This is a genomic window from Segetibacter koreensis DSM 18137, assembly GCF_000374045.1.
GTDB classification, from domain to species: Bacteria; Bacteroidota; Bacteroidia; order Chitinophagales; family Chitinophagaceae; genus Segetibacter; species Segetibacter koreensis.
Genome location: NZ_KB893321.1, coordinates 133,743 through 150,810 on the forward strand (window position 1 = coordinate 133,743; position 17,068 = coordinate 150,810).

At 37.5% G+C, this 17,068-nt stretch carries 13 protein-coding genes; 8 read left to right on the forward strand and 5 right to left on the reverse strand.

The annotated features are described in order from the left end of the window. Positions 1-44 precede the first annotated feature (44 nt). A complete protein-coding gene (locus tag B154_RS0109000) occupies positions 45-1,025 on the reverse strand; it encodes a Gfo/Idh/MocA family protein (RefSeq protein ID WP_018613565.1) in 981 nt (326 codons plus the stop codon). Positions 1,026-1,441: 416 nt separating this feature from the next. On the opposite strand from B154_RS0109000, the gene B154_RS0109005 reads away from it, so the two are divergent. The 4 genes from B154_RS0109005 to B154_RS0109020 all read left to right on the forward strand — a co-directional run bounded on the left by B154_RS0109005 (position 1,442) and on the right by B154_RS0109020 (position 8,413). Next, positions 1,442-2,782, forward strand: a complete 1,341-nt coding sequence (locus B154_RS0109005) for a TolC family protein (RefSeq protein ID WP_018613566.1) — start codon at positions 1,442-1,444, stop codon at positions 2,780-2,782. Positions 2,783-2,814: 32 nt separating this feature from the next. Next, positions 2,815-3,963, forward strand: a complete 1,149-nt coding sequence (locus tag B154_RS0109010; RefSeq protein ID WP_018613567.1) for an efflux RND transporter periplasmic adaptor subunit — start codon at positions 2,815-2,817, stop codon at positions 3,961-3,963. Positions 3,964-4,184: 221 nt separating this feature from the next. After that, positions 4,185-7,364, forward strand: a complete 3,180-nt coding sequence (locus B154_RS0109015; protein WP_018613568.1) for an efflux RND transporter permease subunit — start codon at positions 4,185-4,187, stop codon at positions 7,362-7,364. 116 nt (positions 7,365-7,480) lie between these two features. After that, entirely contained in the window at positions 7,481-8,413 is a 933-nt protein-coding gene (locus B154_RS0109020) for a hypothetical protein (protein WP_018613570.1), read from the forward strand. On the opposite strand, the gene B154_RS0109025 is transcribed toward B154_RS0109020, so the two are convergent. Next, positions 8,403-9,077, reverse strand: a complete 675-nt coding sequence (locus B154_RS0109025) for a 2-C-methyl-D-erythritol 4-phosphate cytidylyltransferase (RefSeq protein ID WP_018613572.1) — start codon at positions 9,075-9,077, stop codon at positions 8,403-8,405. The two genes, B154_RS0109020 and B154_RS0109025, sit on opposite strands and share 11 nt — an antisense overlap. A 259-nt stretch (positions 9,078-9,336) precedes the next feature. On the opposite strand from B154_RS0109025, the gene ubiE reads away from it, so the two are divergent. Beyond that, positions 9,337-10,080, forward strand: a complete 744-nt coding sequence (ubiE, locus tag B154_RS0109030; RefSeq protein ID WP_018613574.1) for a bifunctional demethylmenaquinone methyltransferase/2-methoxy-6-polyprenyl-1,4-benzoquinol methylase UbiE — start codon at positions 9,337-9,339, stop codon at positions 10,078-10,080. Between the two features lie 186 nt (positions 10,081-10,266). After that, the gene (porT, locus tag B154_RS0109035; protein ID WP_018613576.1) at positions 10,267-11,016 is read left to right on the forward strand and encodes a type IX secretion/gliding motility protein PorT/SprT; all 750 of its coding nucleotides are present in this window, start codon (positions 10,267-10,269) and stop codon (positions 11,014-11,016) included. 97 nt (positions 11,017-11,113) lie between these two features. On the opposite strand, the gene B154_RS0109040 is transcribed toward porT, so the two are convergent. The 3 genes from B154_RS0109040 to B154_RS0109050 all read right to left on the reverse strand — a co-directional run bounded on the left by B154_RS0109040 (position 11,114) and on the right by B154_RS0109050 (position 13,229). After that, positions 11,114-11,413 carry an HPF/RaiA family ribosome-associated protein gene (locus B154_RS0109040; RefSeq protein ID WP_018613578.1) on the reverse strand — a complete coding sequence of 100 codons (300 nt, stop codon included), beginning with the start codon at positions 11,411-11,413 and terminating at the stop codon, positions 11,114-11,116. 349 nt (positions 11,414-11,762) lie between these two features. Then, the gene (locus B154_RS0109045; protein WP_018613581.1) at positions 11,763-12,107 is read right to left on the reverse strand and encodes a carboxypeptidase-like regulatory domain-containing protein; all 345 of its coding nucleotides are present in this window, start codon (positions 12,105-12,107) and stop codon (positions 11,763-11,765) included. 129 nt (positions 12,108-12,236) lie between these two features. Further along, positions 12,237-13,229, reverse strand: coding sequence for a sugar phosphate nucleotidyltransferase (locus B154_RS0109050; protein WP_018613582.1), 993 nt, complete (start codon positions 13,227-13,229; stop codon positions 12,237-12,239). A 1,265-nt stretch (positions 13,230-14,494) separates the two neighbouring features. Here B154_RS0109050 and B154_RS0109060 point away from each other — a divergent pair. Next, the gene (locus B154_RS0109060) at positions 14,495-14,803 is read left to right on the forward strand and encodes a hypothetical protein (RefSeq protein ID WP_018613585.1); all 309 of its coding nucleotides are present in this window, start codon (positions 14,495-14,497) and stop codon (positions 14,801-14,803) included. Positions 14,804-14,813: 10 nt separating this feature from the next. Continuing rightward, positions 14,814-17,068, forward strand: a 2,255-nt coding sequence (locus tag B154_RS30630; RefSeq protein ID WP_018613587.1) for a beta strand repeat-containing protein, incomplete at its 3' end; no start/stop codon positions are given.

Genomic DNA, 17,068 nt, shown 5'->3' on the forward strand with positions numbered 1-17,068 from the left:
GCATATTTACTTGTGATCTTAATGTTTTTCTAACAAAGTATTTTTTATTCGCCAGGATAAACTAACCCTATTTGTCTCCTCACATCTGTCATAATCTCTTGTATTTGACTGCTTGTGGAGTGTTTCATGATATCACTCTCTGTTTTACCCTGCAAAATCCCATCTGTTGCATGTTGTATTTCAAAATCGTATCCTTTTGTTGTCCGGTCATCTTCAAACCTTTCCAATACGGTGTGGAAATCATCATATAAAATAGCATTTGATGCCTTAAAAAAGTCCGGTATTTCAATATATCCTTTGTCACCGTACACCATTGCTTTGTTATCCATAATGTTAACCATGGAACAAAATAAGGTCGCCGTTGCATTGCCGAATTGCAATATAATTCCGGTTCTTTCATCTACACCTGTGTCTGTCAGCACTCCGGAACCTGTTATGGAGTCAGGTTTTTTGTCTATAAAGTAAGTTGAAAAAGCTACAGGATACACACCCAGGTCTAACAGGGCACCCCCGGCAAGATGAATATTGTACATTCTGCCGGTAAGGTTTTTTTCCATAGGAAAACCGAAATTAGCTTGCACAACTTTCAGGTCACCAATTTTTCCTTCTTCCACCCATTGCTTAGCTTTTAAAACTGCAGGAAGAAAATAAGTCCACATCGCTTCCATGAAAAACACCTCTTTTTCTTTTGACAACCTTGCTAATTCTTTAAATTGCCTATCATTTAAAGTAACAGGTTTTTCGCATAATACATGTTTGCCATTATTGATGCAGGCCATGCATTGCTCAAAATGAAAATTATGGGTAGTCGCAATATAAACTGCATCAACTTCATTGCTATTATACAATTCCTCGTAACTGTATACCAGCGGTAAGTTGTATTCTTTTCCAAATATCGCTGCGCGATCTTTATCACTTGCTGCAACGGCCACCAATTCTGCATTTTTAACTGCACCAATATCTTTTGCAAATGCATGTGCAATTTTTCCTGCACCCAAGATCGCCCATCTTACTTTACCTGCCATAAAAATCATTTTTAATTAATAAATCTTCAGATTATCGTTAGTCAAAGAAAAGTATAATATCTGTAGCTGTAATATTTAAGTCTAAAATGATAAGATTATTTTTACTAGTTTTTATTTTTAGGGCTGAAAATAAATATTGTAATAGAAAAATGAAGTTGGAAAAGGCAGGAGGCACTAAAGATGTTTAAAGGATAACGGGTTAAGGCACAAATATCACCAGGGGCAGTCGTGTTAGTGCGAGTAGACATACAAAAAAGACGCATTATCCTCCAGAAATTTAAACTTTTAATAATCAATGTTTTGACATTATTTTTGCATCTCCAGATTTTAACCCCTCTAAACCCTTTCTTACGATTATTTGTTCTATGAAGAACTTGCTATCCTATTGAATGCAATAAGTATCTTTATTTTCTTTTATGAAACCACAACTACGCTTACTTTCTATAGTTTTGTATTGTATTTCGCCAATATTAATACATGCCCAATTAAAGTCGCAGGATACGATATTACACGAGGCTACTTTGCAGGAGTGCATTCAATATGCCTTGAAGCACCAGCCTGTGCTTCATCAATCACAAATTGACGAAGAAATTACTGAGACAACTATAAAAACAGCGTTATCTGATTGGTATCCCCAGGTAAATGCAACTTATAATCTCCAACATGCGCTTCAACTTCCTACTTCATTTTTTCCCGATGCTAATGGCAATAAACGTCCAACAAGAATTGGAGTCAAGAACACTTCCAACATTCAGTTTACGCTCAATCAAAGCATTTTTAATCCGGATCTTTTATTAGCCAGTAAAACGGCAGGAGATGTTCGAAAACAGGCAAGGCAATCAACAACCAGCAATAAAATTGACGTGGTTGTTGAGGTAAGCAAAGCATATTACAACTTGTTGCTTAGTAAACAGCAGGTGAAAGTACTTGATGAAAATATTGTACGACTCGAAAGAAGTTTGCGTGATGCTTATAACCAATACCAGGGAGGTATTGTAGATAAAACGGATTATAAACGTGCACAAATTGCTTTAAATAATACACGAGCCGACAGAAAGCGAGCTAGGGAACAGGTGGAAGCCCACTATTCCAACCTTAAACAATTAATTGGCTATCCAATTCAGAATACATTTAGTGTTGTGTACGATAGTTTGCAAATGGAAAGAGAGGTTTTTATAGATACCCTGCAGCAGGTACAAACCAATAATAGGATTGAGTACCAACTGTTGCAAACGCAGCAAAGTCTTTTGCAGGCTAATGTGAAATATAATAAATGGAGCTACCTTCCAACAGTTTCGGCATTTGCTAATTATATACCAACGTTTCAAAGTGACAGGTTCACAAATTTGTATAACCATGTATATCCAAGTAGCGCTATTGGCCTACAGGTAACTGTTCCTATCTTCCAGGGAAGAAAAAGGGTGTATAATGTCAGGAATGCGAACTTGCAGTTACTGCGTTTGCAATGGAGCATGGAAGATTTGAATAACCAGGTAAAATCAGAGTACATGCAGGCAGTTTCTGCTTATAAAGGTATTCTTGCCGAATATAATGCTCTTAAAGAAAATCTTGCATTGGCTGAAGATGTTTATAACACATTGCGCCTTCAATACACCGCAGGCATTAAAACTTATCTTGATGTCATTATCGCTGAAACAGACCTGCGGTCGGCTCAATTAAATTACCTGACAGCACTAAACGAGGTACTTTCAAGCAAACTGGATATGCAAAGAGCTTTGGGTACTGTTCAATATTAAATAAAACACAACCATTTTCTACATTATACATTATGAAATATAGTTTACGCTTTACTGGTACAATAGCTGTTGTGATGATCATACTTACAGCTTGCGGTGATAAAAAGCCGCCGCAACAGCAGGCGCCTCCCCCGGTAGCTATCGCGGTTTACGACGTACAGCCTGAAAATGCGACTTACTATGATGAATACCCTGGTACAATTACCCCATTGAATGAAGTGGACATAAGGCCCCAGGTCTCAGGATATATTACCGGCATATATTTTAAAGATGGCCAGCACGTAACAAAAGGAATGAAGTTGTATTCAATAGATCAACAGCAATACAGGGCAGGTGTAGACCAGCAAATAGCAAACCTGAATGTTGCCAAATCTAACCTGGCAAAAGCGCAGCAGGATGCGGACAGGTATGCGGAGCTTGCATCAAAAGATGCGATTGCACGCCAGACGTTAGAGCACGCTCAGGCAGACCTGCAATCTGCTAAAATGGAGGTGGCGGCTGCACAGGCGGCAGTTCGTAATGTGACATCTACACTTAGGTACTCAACAATTACTTCTCCGCTTACGGGAACCATCGGCATCTCCCAGGTCAAACTAGGTGCCGCTGTTGCTCCCGGACAAAGTATTTTAAATACTGTTTCGTCTGATAACCCTATGGCTGTTGACTTCGCTGTGGATGAAAAAGAGATCAACCATTTTATACAATTACAGGCGAAGGGTAAGGGGAAAAATGACTCAACCTTCAGGATTGTTCTTCCTGACGGTACAGTTTATCCTGAGGCTGGTTATATAAGTTTTATTGACCGTGCAGTTAATCCACAAACGGGAACTATTAAGGCCAGGCTCGTATTTAAGAACGATAAAAAAATGCTCAAGCCCGGAATGACTTGTAATGTGCGGGTAAAGAACAATGTCGGAGCTGAAAAAATATTAATACCTTATAAAGCAGTGACAGAACAAATGGGAGAATTTTTCGTGTATGTTATTAATGCAGATTCTGCCAGCCAGAGAAAAATAACTTTGGGCAACCGGGTAAATGAAAAAGTAATAGTAAATGATGGTTTGCAGCCAAATGAACAGATTGCAACAGAAGGTATTCAAAAATTGAAGGAAGGCACTAAAGTAAAAGTTGGTGAAGCAAGAAGTACAACTGTGACAGCAAATAACAGTACGCAGAAATAGTAAAACATATCAATAACTTTCATTGGTTTTTTATTGAATTTGTTTTTTTATGTACCGAAGCAGTATTGCTGTCTATTAAACATCCGTTGCGTCCCACTCTTTTACGTTCTTATTAGTACTGGACTTGAGATATTCCTCCGTAAGAGGAAAACTGCTTCTGTAAGCTAGATAGTAAAAAGACTAAAGAAAAAATTAATGGTTAAAAACCACAAAAGATTAATATGATCGCAGACGTATTTATAAGAAGGCCGATTACCGCAATCGTAATTTCAATTGTAATTGTGGTTGTTGGATTACTTGCATTATACAACCTTCCCATAAGTCAATATCCCAATATTACGCCGCCTGTTGTTCAGGTCACCGGAGCTTTTACGGGCGCAGATGCGCAAACGGTGGAGCAGACTGTTACTACACCAATAGAAACACAAATTAATGGTACGCCTGGCATGGTGCAACTGCAGGGAAACAGCACCAGCGACGGGCGCACTACAATTAACGTTACATTAAATGTGGGAACTGATGTTGACGTTGCCGCCCTGGATATTCAAAACCGCGTAGGTATCGCAACCCCACAATTGCCGGATGATGTAAAACGCCTCGGTCTTACAACAAGAAAAAGGAACCCAAGCATATTAATGCTGGTTGCTCTATATTCCCCAAAAGGAACGCACAACGTAACTTTTCTGGATAACTATACCAACATTTTTATAAGAGATGCCTTATTGCGAGTTAAAGGCGTTGGCGATATTTTTACAAGAGCCGATGATTTTAGTATGAGGATCTGGCTACAACCTGATCGTCTTGCAGCGCTGGGCCTTACAGCCAACGATGTTATTTCTTCTCTGCAGGAACAGAATTTGCAACTTGCTTCAGGCTCTGTCGGTGCGCCTCCACAAAACTCATTATCTGCTTTTGAATATACTGTTTTTACTAACAGCCGTTTAAGTACCGAAGATCAGTTTAGTAATATAATTGTTCGTTCAAGGCCGCAGGATGGTTCGATTGTTTATTTAAAGGATGTTGCAAGAATACAATTAGGTAAATTTAGTTATGCAAATAACTCTTTTGTAGATGGCAAAAGAGCCTCCTATTTATTGTGTTACCAGGCACCGGGAAGTAATGCAATGGAAACAGCAAAGGGTATAACTGAAAGAATGGAAAGGCTGAAAAAATCTTTTCCAAAAGATGTTGATTACGTAGTTCCTTTCGAATCCGTTTCTGTAGTAAAGGTTTCAATTGATGAAGTAGTTCATACTCTTGTTATAGCGTTGCTACTCGTGGTGATTGTAGTGTTCCTTTTCCTGCAAAGCTGGAGGGCTACTTTGATTCCTATTCTTGCCATCCCGGTTTCAATTATAGGTACCTTTGCATTTTTTGTTCCCCTCGGTTTTACAGTTAATACCTTAACCATGTTTGGTTTTGTGCTTGCGATTGGTATTGTGGTAGATGATGCTATTGTAGTTGTTGAGGCTGTGCAGCATTATATTGATAATGAGGGAATATCGGCTAAAGAAGCTACTGCAAAAGCAATGAAAGACATATCAGGGCCGGTTGTGGCCATTGCCTTAATACTTGCAGCGGTATTTGTGCCTGTAGGTTTTATTCCTGGAATTGTCGGAAGATTGTACCAGCAGTTTGCTATCACAATCGCCATCTCTGTATTGATATCTGCATTTGTGGCTTTATCACTAACACCTGCATTATGTTCACTAATGTTGAAGCCTATGAAGCTTAATAAAGAATCAAAAGGTTTGAACAAATTCTTTTTTGAGTTTAACCAATGGTTTACAAGAACAACCGCTACTTACACACATGCTGTCCGTAGATGTATTAAGGGCGCACCTTACATTGTGGTTGTATTGATATGCATTTTTGTAGGAACATTTTTCTTATTTAAAACAAAATCAACGGGTTTTATACCGACCGAAGATGAAGGTCGTGTATATATTACTTATGAACTTCCTGAGGCTTCCTCTACAACAAGGAGCCTTGAAGTCCTTGACAGTATCATGAGTATTTTAAAACGTACTCCAGGCATAGCCCACTTTGCAGGTCTTGGTGGATTGAATGTTGTGACTTTCGCAACAAAATCAAACAGCGGTACAGTATTCACCCAACTGAAACCATGGGATCAACGAACAGACAAAAAATTACAATTAGATTCATTAATAGGTACACTGCAAAGAAAGTTTGCCTCTATCAAAGAAGCTAACGTAGTGGTGATCAGTCCGCCGGCTATACCCGGACTAGGGCAAACAGGTGGATTTAGTTTTCAACTGGAACAGCAGGAAAGCACAGATGATATAAAGACTTTTGAAAAAGTCGTGCAAACATTTGTAGGCGCAATAAATAAACGACCTGAGATTACAAGGGCTTTCACATTTTTTACTGCAAAAACGCCGGGTTACCAGGTTGATGTAGACAGGGAAAAATGTAAAAAATTAGGTGTTTCTATTTCCGACGTTTATTCCACCATGCAGACTTATCTTGGTAGTCGTTATGTAAATGACTTTACCTTATATGGACGCAACTTCCGGGTAGTTGCCCAGGCTGATACGATGTATCGTAACGACATACAAAACCTTGAGCAATATTTTGTGCGCAACCAGCAGGGGCAAATGTTGCCTTTAAGTACATTAATTTCTTACAGGGTAATAGAAAACGCCCCGCTCATCTCCCATTATAATTTGTTCCGTTCGGCTGAGATCAATGGTGGCCCGGCGCCTGGTTACAGTAGCGGGGATGCAATTAAGGCATTGCAGGAGGTGGCAGCAGATGTTCTACCTTCCGGTTACGGGTACGAATTTGCAGGTTTAAGCCGTGAAGAAATTAGTGCAGGAAATACTTCCACTTATGTTTTTGCGCTGTCAATCATATTTGTGTTCCTGTTTTTAACTGCACTGTACGAGAGTTGGTCGGTTCCTTTCTCCGTATTATTTGCCGTACCTATTGGTGCTTTTGGCGCCATACTCACGCTTACCCTTATTCCCAGATTAAACAATAACATTTATGCCCAAATAGGATTAATAACGCTGATTGGATTAGCAGCTAAAAATGCTATCCTGATTGTTGAATTTGCGAAGGAACGGGTAGATGGAGGCATACCTATTATAGACGCAGCCCTTGCTGCTGTAAAAATTCGTCTGCGCCCCATTCTTATGACCTCGCTGGCTTTTATTCTTGGTGTGCTTCCGCTCGCTTTTGCAACAGGCGCAGGCGCTGTTGCCCGTGCTACAATAGGATGGACGGTATTAGGAGGAATGCTTTCCGCTACCCTTCTAGCCATATTTATTGTGCCTGTTTTATTTGTATTGATTACAAGGTTAGCTTACAGTAAAAAGAAGCTGGCGGAATTACAGGAAGAAGGCCGAATACATCCACATCATTTTTTTGAAGGATAAGTTTTGTTATAAGTGTTTCTACGTAAGTACTAAAAATAGCTTTAAACCGATTGGCAAATCGGTTTAAAGCTAAAACAACAGCGTGATAGACTTCTAATCCCAATATTGTATCATTCATGCTAAAAGTTGCCGACATACATTTTCTACAAAATGATCAAATAGATAAACAGCAGTGGGATAAATGTATCAATACCTCTCTACACGGATTAATTTATGCAAGGTCTTTTTATTTAGACAATATTTGTCCAGGCTGGAAAGCATTAACCGGAGATAATTATGGATGGGTTCTTTCGATTACAAATAGAACAAAATTTGGTATTTCTTATTTATATCAACCGCCTTTTACACAGCAATCAGGGGTTTTTGCAAAGCCTGGCGTTGTTGTTCCCTATAAAGAAATTTTGCAGTGGCTACAACAGCACTACAAATTTTGGGAAATAAACTGGAACTATGCAACCGATACTAACTTTATTACTTCGCCGGTTAACATAACTCCTGCAACCAATTTTGTTCTTAATCTTTCTGCAGGTTACGATAGGATCGCTGTGAATTATCACAAAGACCTTATTAAAAACCTTAACCGAAGCAAACGATTTCAGTTAAAATACCGACCTACAAATGATTATAATAAAGGAATCGAATTGTTTAAAAAGCATTATGCAAACCGCGTCTCTCATGTAAAAGAGGACGATTATAAAAAATTTAGCAACATATGTAGTTATTCATTAAATAACCAGATGTTTATCGGTAGGGAAGTTTTTAGCGATAAGAATGAGTTTTTGGCTATGGCGTTAATATTAAATGACGGAAAACGGTTATATAATTTGATGAACATAACAACAGAAGCGGGAAGACAAGCTGAAGCGAATCATTTTTTGTTAGACGCGATCCTTCGCGAATTCGCAGGCAACGAACTTTTGTTCGACTTTGAAGGTTCTGACCTCCCTGGTGTAAAAGCTTTTTATAAAAATTTCGGAGCTATTAATCAGCCTTACTATATGCTTACATATAACAACCTTCCTGCACTTGTAAAACTATTTAAGAAATAAAACTTTCTAATAGTTTTTCAGCAATACATAAATCTATTGGTCTTGTAATTTTTAGATTATTATAATCACCTTCAATTAAAAAAACTTTGTTTCCGGCCGCTTCTACAACTGTAGCTTCGTCAGTAAATGTTTCATTATATTCCTGGTTGAAGGCTTCTGCTAAAATTTCGGAACGAAAAGTCTGCGGAGTTTGAATGATACGAACTTTACTTCTATCTATTGTATAATGATAAGCTCCTTCATCTATCCGTATTGAATCTGTTGCAGCCACCGCGGGAACAGCACTACCTTTTGCAACTGCCTGGTCATAACAGTTTTGAATAAGCTGTTGACTAACCATACACCTTACCCCATCATGAACAAAGACAACAGATGGATGCGTTATATTACTCAATCCATTTTTAACGGATTGAAATCGCGTTTCGCCTCCGGAAGTAATTTGTATCCTCTCCCCCGCATTCATCGTTTTTATTATTTCCTGTCCTTTTTCTATATGTGCCTGAGGCAAAACAAGAATAATATTTAAATCATTGTATGCCGACAAAAAAGACTGGAGAGTGTACTGCAGCAAAGGCTTTCCCTTAAGTAATAAAAACTGCTTAGGTATCTCAGCACCCATTCTTACACCTGAACCTCCGGCTACAATAATCGCGTACTTCTTCATTGCACAAAGATGCTTTATAAACAAATACATCCTGTTTTAGCACCGTGAAATATTACAGGCTGGCCACCAATCTTTATAACAACAATTAAAAAGCTTCAAGCGTACAATTTCATAAAAATTATCAATTGTTGGTGCGTAACATGAAAAGTTTAAAATGAACAAATTAGCAGAAATACTCTTCTTTTAATTATTATGAAAGCTTACATTTTTTATCCTCATGCGTTTACTATTCGATTGATTTGGCTGTATCTTCGCTACTATGTCAAAATTTGCTCACGATACAATTGTTCCTTTCAAAGACAGCGGGCTGAGTAAGAAAGAACAGGTTGCAACCATGTTTGATAAAATTGCGTTTCGTTACGATTTTTTAAACAGGTTTTTATCTGCAGGTATCGATGTTAGCTGGAGAAAAAAGGCAATTAAACAATTAAAAGCGTTGCAACCAAAGTACCTTTTAGATGTAGCCACCGGCACGGGTGATATTGCTATTCTTGCTGAAAAAATGTTACACCCGGTCAAAATTACCGGAATTGATATTTCGGAAGGAATGCTGGAAATAGGCAGAAAAAAATTAGAAAAGCTTGGTCTACAAAATAAAATAGAGCTGGTACAGGGCGACAGTGAATCAATAAATTTTGATGATAATTCTTTTGATGCCATTACAGTGGCTTTTGGTGTAAGAAATTTTCAGAACCTCGAAAAAGGATTAACAGAAATGCGTCGCGTACTAAAACCCGGAGGCAAACTGGTAGTGCTCGAGTTTTCGCGGCCAAAAAACTTTTTTTTCAAGTCGTTGTACAATTTGTACATGAATACCATTACACCCAGGGTCGGTAAGCTTTTTGCAAAAAACAAAGACGCGTATCAATACCTGAATGATTCGGTACAAAGATTTCCTGAAGGAACAGATTTTATTGCCATATTAAATAAAGCAGGATATACTTCGCCGAATTATGAGACGCTTACTTTCGGTATATGCTCTTTATATTCGGCAACTAAATAAAATTTATTACGGCAGTTACAGACTTTAGTAAAAGGTTTGCAATTAAAAGAGGACTTTTACGTTTCCTTCTTACTCTATTAAGATGTTGATTAACAGAGTAAAAAAGTAGTAAATTGTTTAATAAACTTAAAATAAAATTATAAGCAGAATTGTACCCACATATAACAGGAATAATAAAATAGTTACATGACAGATTTAAAGGGGCGTTCAGGCTTCATAATTTTTTTTCGGAAATCACTTATACTTTCCTTTGCAGGTTGTATTTTTTCATTGGCTGCCCGTAGCCAGGAGAAAGAAGAACACAGGCCAAACCACGACAACTGGCCTTACTACTTTGGCATGTCTGTCAGTTATAACTCATCCACATTGCACTCTACCAAACACCCGTTATTTTTACAAAACGACAGTGTGCTGGCGGTAGAGCCGGGAAGCAGTGGAGGAATAGCTTTGGGCCTTGTCGGAACGCTTCAATTGTCTCCCCGCTTTTCTCTAAGGGCAAATCCGCAATTGATCATAGGGGGCGCAAAATATTTTACCTACAGTTTAAAATATCCAACTTTTGATGAAAAATCAATAGAGAAGAAAACGCTTCCATCAAACATAGTAAGTTTCCCCTTCCAGGTAAAATTTAACAGCGACAGAATTACGAACTTTCGTACGTATATGATGGCAGGTGTAAAATACGACATTGATCTGGCCAGTAACTCACAAGCGCGAAATGCCGAGGATCTTGTAAAACTTAAAAAAAATGATTTTGGAATTGAAGCAGGTGTAGGCTTTAATTTCTTTTTTCGATTTGTAACTTTTTCTCCGGAGATAAAGATCAGCAATGGGCTGACTAATATTCACAGTCGCGATGCGAACTTAAAATTCAGTAATGTTTTGGATAAATTGCATTCCAGGATGGTTGTGTTCTCTATAATACTGGAAGATTAAAAATAATTAGATTATTAACAGAATTTGTTGAAGGAGTTGAAGTAATCGCACTAAAAAAGGCCTCTATAGAGGCCTTTTTATCATTTATATTAAATTTTTATGCTGCTTGTTTTTGTTTTTGTCGTTTTAATTGATTTACTATAGACTCAAATGCACTGTCAAAAGACTCTTCAAATGATTTAGACGATGCTTTAACAAAGAAATCATGTTTTGGAACATGAACACGAAGTTCTACTATTTTATCTTTAAGAGTATGAACAATATTATCCAGTTTTAAGAAAACATCCACTTTCGTTATTCGGTCATGGAAAGTGTTTAACTTCTCTAACTTCTTTCTGACTAATTCAATAAGTTTTTCATCTCCGTTAAAATGCACAGTTTGAATTTTTACGTCCATAACATTTCTGTTTTAAGTGAATAAATAAATAAAAGAACTTAGGGTACATTTTTACATAACTAAAAGTTTGTGTTTTATCTGAATAAAATAAAGTTAGAATAATGCTATGAAAATAAAGACTTAGAAGCGGTATTTTTTTAAAATTTACGAATAGAAAGAACTTTTAAACACTTGTTAGTGAAATATGTATATAACAATTTTGAAATATAGAATTATTTAAATTATTAACGATAATTTTAATATGTCGATAAAAGCGGTTTAAATTATCTGTTTGTTGCTCTTCCTGCACTCCACCGGTGCTTTTTCTTAAACAGAAATTAAAAGGTATTAACAACATGTTGTACGAAAGTTATTTTTGCTCTCTCACCATTTCGTAATCCACTCCAACAGACATTCCGTCTTTTAATTGGAGGCTATCACGAATAAATTTTTGATATCCTTCCATTTCGAAAGTTATCGTATAATTTCCCGCAGGTAAATTATTTATCCTGTATACCCCACCTGTATCTGTAACGGCAAACTTTTGCCCTTTAAAAGCATTTGAACTTACCGTGATCACAGCATCAGGTATGGGTAATTTTGTTTTTGCGTCTTTTACTATACCACTAATAAGTCCCTGGTAATTTTGTTGGCTCCACACTGTAAAAAACAGGCATGCCATTAAGGCAAAAAGCAATAGTTTTTTGTTTCTCATGTACTTATGTTAAGATTTCAAAATCTTACCTAATTATATCTATTATAATAAATATTAGTGGTCTCACACTAATATTATTGCGCCTTCCATCAACAAAAACGCTTCTCCCCTTCCGCCAATAATTTTTAATTATCCAAATTCAATCTCTGTATTATCGCCAATATTTAAACTACGTCTCAATCCCTTAACAGACGCATCACTGCCTATAAGAGAGTTATCGAGCACTATATCGTTCAGGTTAGTGTAGGAACCAATAATGCTCTCCCGTACAATAGACTGTTTGATATTTGTATTTGCACCAATAGCTACGTGCGGCCCTATAATAGAGTCGCTAATAGTGCAGTTTGGCGCAATACTAACCGGTGGAATAATAATCGTTCCTTTATACTGATGATTGATCTTTACATTTCCACCAGACTTTTTAAGTAGAGTTGCATTGCTTTCGAGCAAAGTATCCTTCTTACCGCAGTCAAACCAGTTTCTTACCTTAAAAGCCTTAAAAGATGCTCCCCTCTTAATCATAAAATCCAGCGCATCTGTAAGGCTATACTCACCCAAGGTAGTAATATTTTGAACAAACAGATGATGTAAGCAACTGTACATAAGCTCCGTTTCTCTTATCTTATATAATCCAACCAGCGCCATATTGCTTTTAGGAATAGAAGGCTTTTCAACTACATGTTCAATAAATCCATTCTCATCAATTTCTGCTACGCCAAACCGTCGTGGATCTTCTACTTTTTTCACCCCGAGCATATTGTACGGGCTGTTGATCATTTCTTTTACATCGTACTCACAAATTGTATCGCCCAACGCCACAAAAACCTCGTCGTTACCAACAAGACTTTTTGCTAACTCAATAGCATGGCCTGTACCGCATCGTTCATTTTGCTGAACAAAATGGCATTTTAAATGTGGAAAAGCAAAATTTACATAATCCTGAATTTTCTCTCCCAGGTAACCAATAACAAAAATGAATTCGTTTATGCCTCCCTCATGCAACTGATCTACAATAAAACTTAAAATTGTTTTTCCGGCGATAGGTATTAAAGCTTTAGGCTGGGTATAGGTATGTGGTCTCAACTTGGCACCAGCGCCAGCCACAGGAATAATTGCTTTCATGTATAAATCCTTTTTTTGATGAAACCACACCCACTAATCTTACACACAGATTCTTTCAAAAAATATTGTATTACTAGCCCGTCTTTTATTTAAAAACAAGAGTGTGAAAATAACATTTTTTTTAGTAGGTAATCTTTTTAGCAATAAAATTATTCTATCTGGCTACTAATAACAAAGGTTCAATAACTTTTATTTGACTCCTCATGCGCCTGAAAAGTTTCCTTAACAGGTGTAAAAAAATCTACACATTAAAATATATGTAAAGAAAGCTTTATTGAAATAGAGAAGTTTGATGACAGTTAAAACAGCACGGCGGCTATGTGACCATCTTGAAGTTTTAATAGATAAGCAGTATTGATGAATCCTAATTAATCTCTCGTCTGGCAAGACAAATATTGCAATCGTAGGCTTTATTTCTATGGAAAAAAGCTAATTATTAAAGTAAAAACAGCTAAAAAAGTTAGCGGGATTTAAAGGCAAAACTTAAAAAAATTGAAAAAGTATATAGTAAGAAAAGGCCCTGGTAGAAACCGGGGCCGAAACTTATAATGCACATGAGAAAAAATCTATCTTATTATCCATTAAATCCCCTTTTTCAAGTACCAAAAGAATATGTTGAATAACTATAAAAGAATATGTTGAATAAATATTTTCCTACTGATTTTGTAGAGTGAAAGTAAGAACCGCTGATTAAATATAATATTTAAAATTGATAAGCGGAATAATAGTTATTTAAATGGAATACTCGAATGTAAAGTTTGCAATTATTAGAGTAATAAGTGTAAGGCTTAACTGGAAGGTATAAGAAGGCGGTTTTCCTCCTTACACTTACTCTATATTTATACGTGATCCAGACCCTTAAAATTATTACATTTTGTGTCTTTTCTTTTAGGCAACAATACATGAATGAATAAACAAAACTTAAGCTTTTTAAATTTTGGCACAAAGGATTAAAAGAGAAAAAGAAGTAAATGAAGAATAAATTCCCCAATTCGGGTAAAACGACTCGCTTTTTAAGCTAACTCTCTCGTTTTTGCCGCAAGAAAAACGATCTGACCTTAAAATACGATTAAAAAATTTTTTAATGCTTTCTGTTCAAGCCAAACGATCTATTTTAGCAGCGGAATTGAAAAAAACACGTGCATCCTTTCTTCTTGTAAAAACTTCTTATTGAAGTTTACTCCAATATCTGAGATAACTATCCCAACCCCTACATCTTTTAAATACTAAACAGTATTTAATTATTTTATTTAAAAAATTTTTGAATGAGAAAAATCTCTACTCGCATTGGCGTGTACGCCATATTGCTGATTGCTGCCCTGTATGGAAGTTTTTCCATGCTGAATCTACAGGGTAAAACTACACCGCAAGTATCGATTGTTGCCTGTAAAGCAGCTACTGCAACTGAAACAAACGGTCGAATATCTACTTCAGGTTTTGTAGGAGCAGAACATGATAACCTTGCAACAAGGTATTCGATTGGTTTGCAAGCTAATTCACCTGCTGTGTCAGGGGCAAAAGGAAATTTCTTTACCTATTCCGCAACAATTCAACACTACATAAGCACTATCTAAACATTTACAAATGAGAAAATTTATTACTCACGTTGGCTTGCTGGCCCTAACGATTTTTGCAACGGTCTTTTTAGGTCTTTCCGCTGTAAATGCGCAGACTACAAATGCTTATGCTGATGCCGGTTTATCTTCACCAACCGTATCAAGCGATAAACTTGATTATGCGCCTGGTGAAGTTGCTCATATTACCGGTACTGGTTGGACGCTTGATCAAAGCGTCCATGTTGAATTTAAGGAAACTCCTGATTATCCGGATTATCATATTTATGATATTTCGGTGAATACTAATGGAACGTGGCAGATTGATTATCCAATTGAGCTACGGCACTTAGGTGTCGCTTTTAGCGTACTTGCTGATGGTAAACAAAGTGCTTACAGAGCTACTACTGCCTTTACTGATGGTTCTGTTACAATTACTGCTGCTACAGGCGGCAGTTCGATTTCTGCTGATAATGCAGGAGGTACATCCTATACTACTTTGACAGGACCTATCATGGCTGAAGCTGCAAAAGGTGATATCGGATTAGGAACAATAATTCTTAATGCTCCCTCAGGATTTGAGTTTGACTTAGGAGGAACTTCTCCTACAGTTCTTGTTACGGGTGATGCAACAAGTACAAAAAATATTAATAATACTTCAACTGGTAGTACAATTCCAGTTACACGAACAGCCTCAACATTAACCATCGCAATTTCCGTCAAATCGAATGGAGGTAATGCCAATACTTTAACTTGGCAAAACATTAGAGTGCGACCTACTGCTGGTACTCCACTTGCTTCTGGTAATATTACTAAGTCAAGTTCGTCTACTTCTTCTTACGCCACTATTCCAAATGTAACGACCCCCAGTTATGGGACACTTGCAGAAGTTGTCGGAGCCTTGGACCATTTTAATATTGGAACAATTTCAGGTACAAAAACTTCGGGTACGGCTTTTAATATTGACTTAACTGCTAAAGACAAATTTGACAATACTGTTACAAGTTTTACTGGTACTGCAGGTATAAGTAGTACTGTAGGAACAATAGCTCCAACAACTTCTGGATCTTTTGGTTCTGGGCAACTTACACAAAGTGTCACTATCACTGGTGGTGGAAATGGCAAAATTAGTGTGACAAGTGGCGGCAAAACGGGAGAAAGTAATTCATTCGATGTTGTTGTTCCATGTACGGCACCAACTATAAATACTTCTCCAAGCGGCCAACCTGCAAGTCAATCCATAACATATGGTACTAACGCAACCTTTACTATAAGTGCAGGCGGAACTGCAACTTTAACGTACCAATGGCAGGAAAACACAGGAAGTGGGTTTGCAAACATCAGTAATGGGGGAATTTATTCTGGTGCAACTACTACAACTTTAAATATTACGAAACCAACTGTTTCAATGAGTGGCTATAAATATCGTTGTGTTGTTACCAACAGTTGTGGAAATACAACCAGTGATGGAAACGCAACACTTTCTGTTGCAAAAGCCAATCAAACGATTAGTATAACTACCCCTTCTCCGTCAAATGCCACTTATAATACCTCTTTTACAGTTGCCGCTACAGCTACGTCTGGGCTACCAGTTACTTATAGCAGTTCTGCACCTTTAAGTAACTCTGGTGCTACCTTTAGCATGACAAGCGGTACAGGAACAGGAGTGGTGAAATATAACCAGGCTGGCGATGCGAATTACAATGCTGCGGCTGAAGTAACAGTAAATGTTTCGGCAGCCAAGGCTTCAGCTACAATTACATTGGTAAATGCTGATTTATCTCCTACATTTAATGGAAGCGGTAAAACTGTAGGTTATACAATCAGCCCAACCGGTGTAAGCGGTGTAACAGTAAGCTACAAGAAAGGAATAATAAGTGTTGCTTCTCCAACTGATGCCGGAAGCTATTCAGTTACTGCATCTTTGAATAATGCAAACTATGACGCAACAGATGTTACCAGCACCCTGGTCATCGGTAAAGCTACTTCAACCACAGTAGTAAGTGTTCCGTCAGGTCCATATGTTTATACTGGTGCTGCACAAACACCGGCTACAGTAAGTGTAACAGGTGCAGGCGGATTAACTCTTACACCAACTGCAACTTATGCAGACAATATAAATGCAGGCATAGCTACAGCATCTTATGCTTTTGCAGGAGATGATAACCACACAGGTTCTGATGACAGCAAGACCTTCACCATTGGCAAGGCTACATCTGTTACAGCGATAACAATCACTGGTTCTCCATTCTCTTATACAGGTTCAGCGATTACACCAGCTACAGT

What these genes read in the sequence shown, in the direction of transcription:
- B154_RS0109000 (WP_018613565.1), bottom strand. Translation starts at nt 1,025, where the DNA reads ATGGCAGGTAAAGTAAGATGGGCGATCTTGGGTGCAGGAAAAATTGCA.
- B154_RS0109005 (WP_018613566.1), top strand. Translation starts at nt 1,442, where the DNA reads ATGAAACCACAACTACGCTTACTTTCTATAGTTTTGTATTGTATTTCG.
- B154_RS0109010 (WP_018613567.1), top strand. Translation starts at nt 2,815, where the DNA reads ATGAAATATAGTTTACGCTTTACTGGTACAATAGCTGTTGTGATGATC.
- B154_RS0109015 (WP_018613568.1), top strand. Translation starts at nt 4,185, where the DNA reads ATGATCGCAGACGTATTTATAAGAAGGCCGATTACCGCAATCGTAATT.
- B154_RS0109020 (WP_018613570.1), top strand. Translation starts at nt 7,481, where the DNA reads ATGCTAAAAGTTGCCGACATACATTTTCTACAAAATGATCAAATAGAT.
- B154_RS0109025 (WP_018613572.1), bottom strand. Translation starts at nt 9,077, where the DNA reads ATGAAGAAGTACGCGATTATTGTAGCCGGAGGTTCAGGTGTAAGAATG.
- ubiE (WP_018613574.1), top strand. Translation starts at nt 9,337, where the DNA reads ATGTCAAAATTTGCTCACGATACAATTGTTCCTTTCAAAGACAGCGGG.
- porT (WP_018613576.1), top strand. Translation starts at nt 10,267, where the DNA reads ATGACAGATTTAAAGGGGCGTTCAGGCTTCATAATTTTTTTTCGGAAA.
- B154_RS0109040 (WP_018613578.1), bottom strand. Translation starts at nt 11,413, where the DNA reads ATGGACGTAAAAATTCAAACTGTGCATTTTAACGGAGATGAAAAACTT.
- B154_RS0109045 (WP_018613581.1), bottom strand. Translation starts at nt 12,107, where the DNA reads ATGAGAAACAAAAAACTATTGCTTTTTGCCTTAATGGCATGCCTGTTT.
- B154_RS0109050 (WP_018613582.1), bottom strand. Translation starts at nt 13,229, where the DNA reads ATGAAAGCAATTATTCCTGTGGCTGGCGCTGGTGCCAAGTTGAGACCA.
- B154_RS0109060 (WP_018613585.1), top strand. Translation starts at nt 14,495, where the DNA reads ATGAGAAAAATCTCTACTCGCATTGGCGTGTACGCCATATTGCTGATT.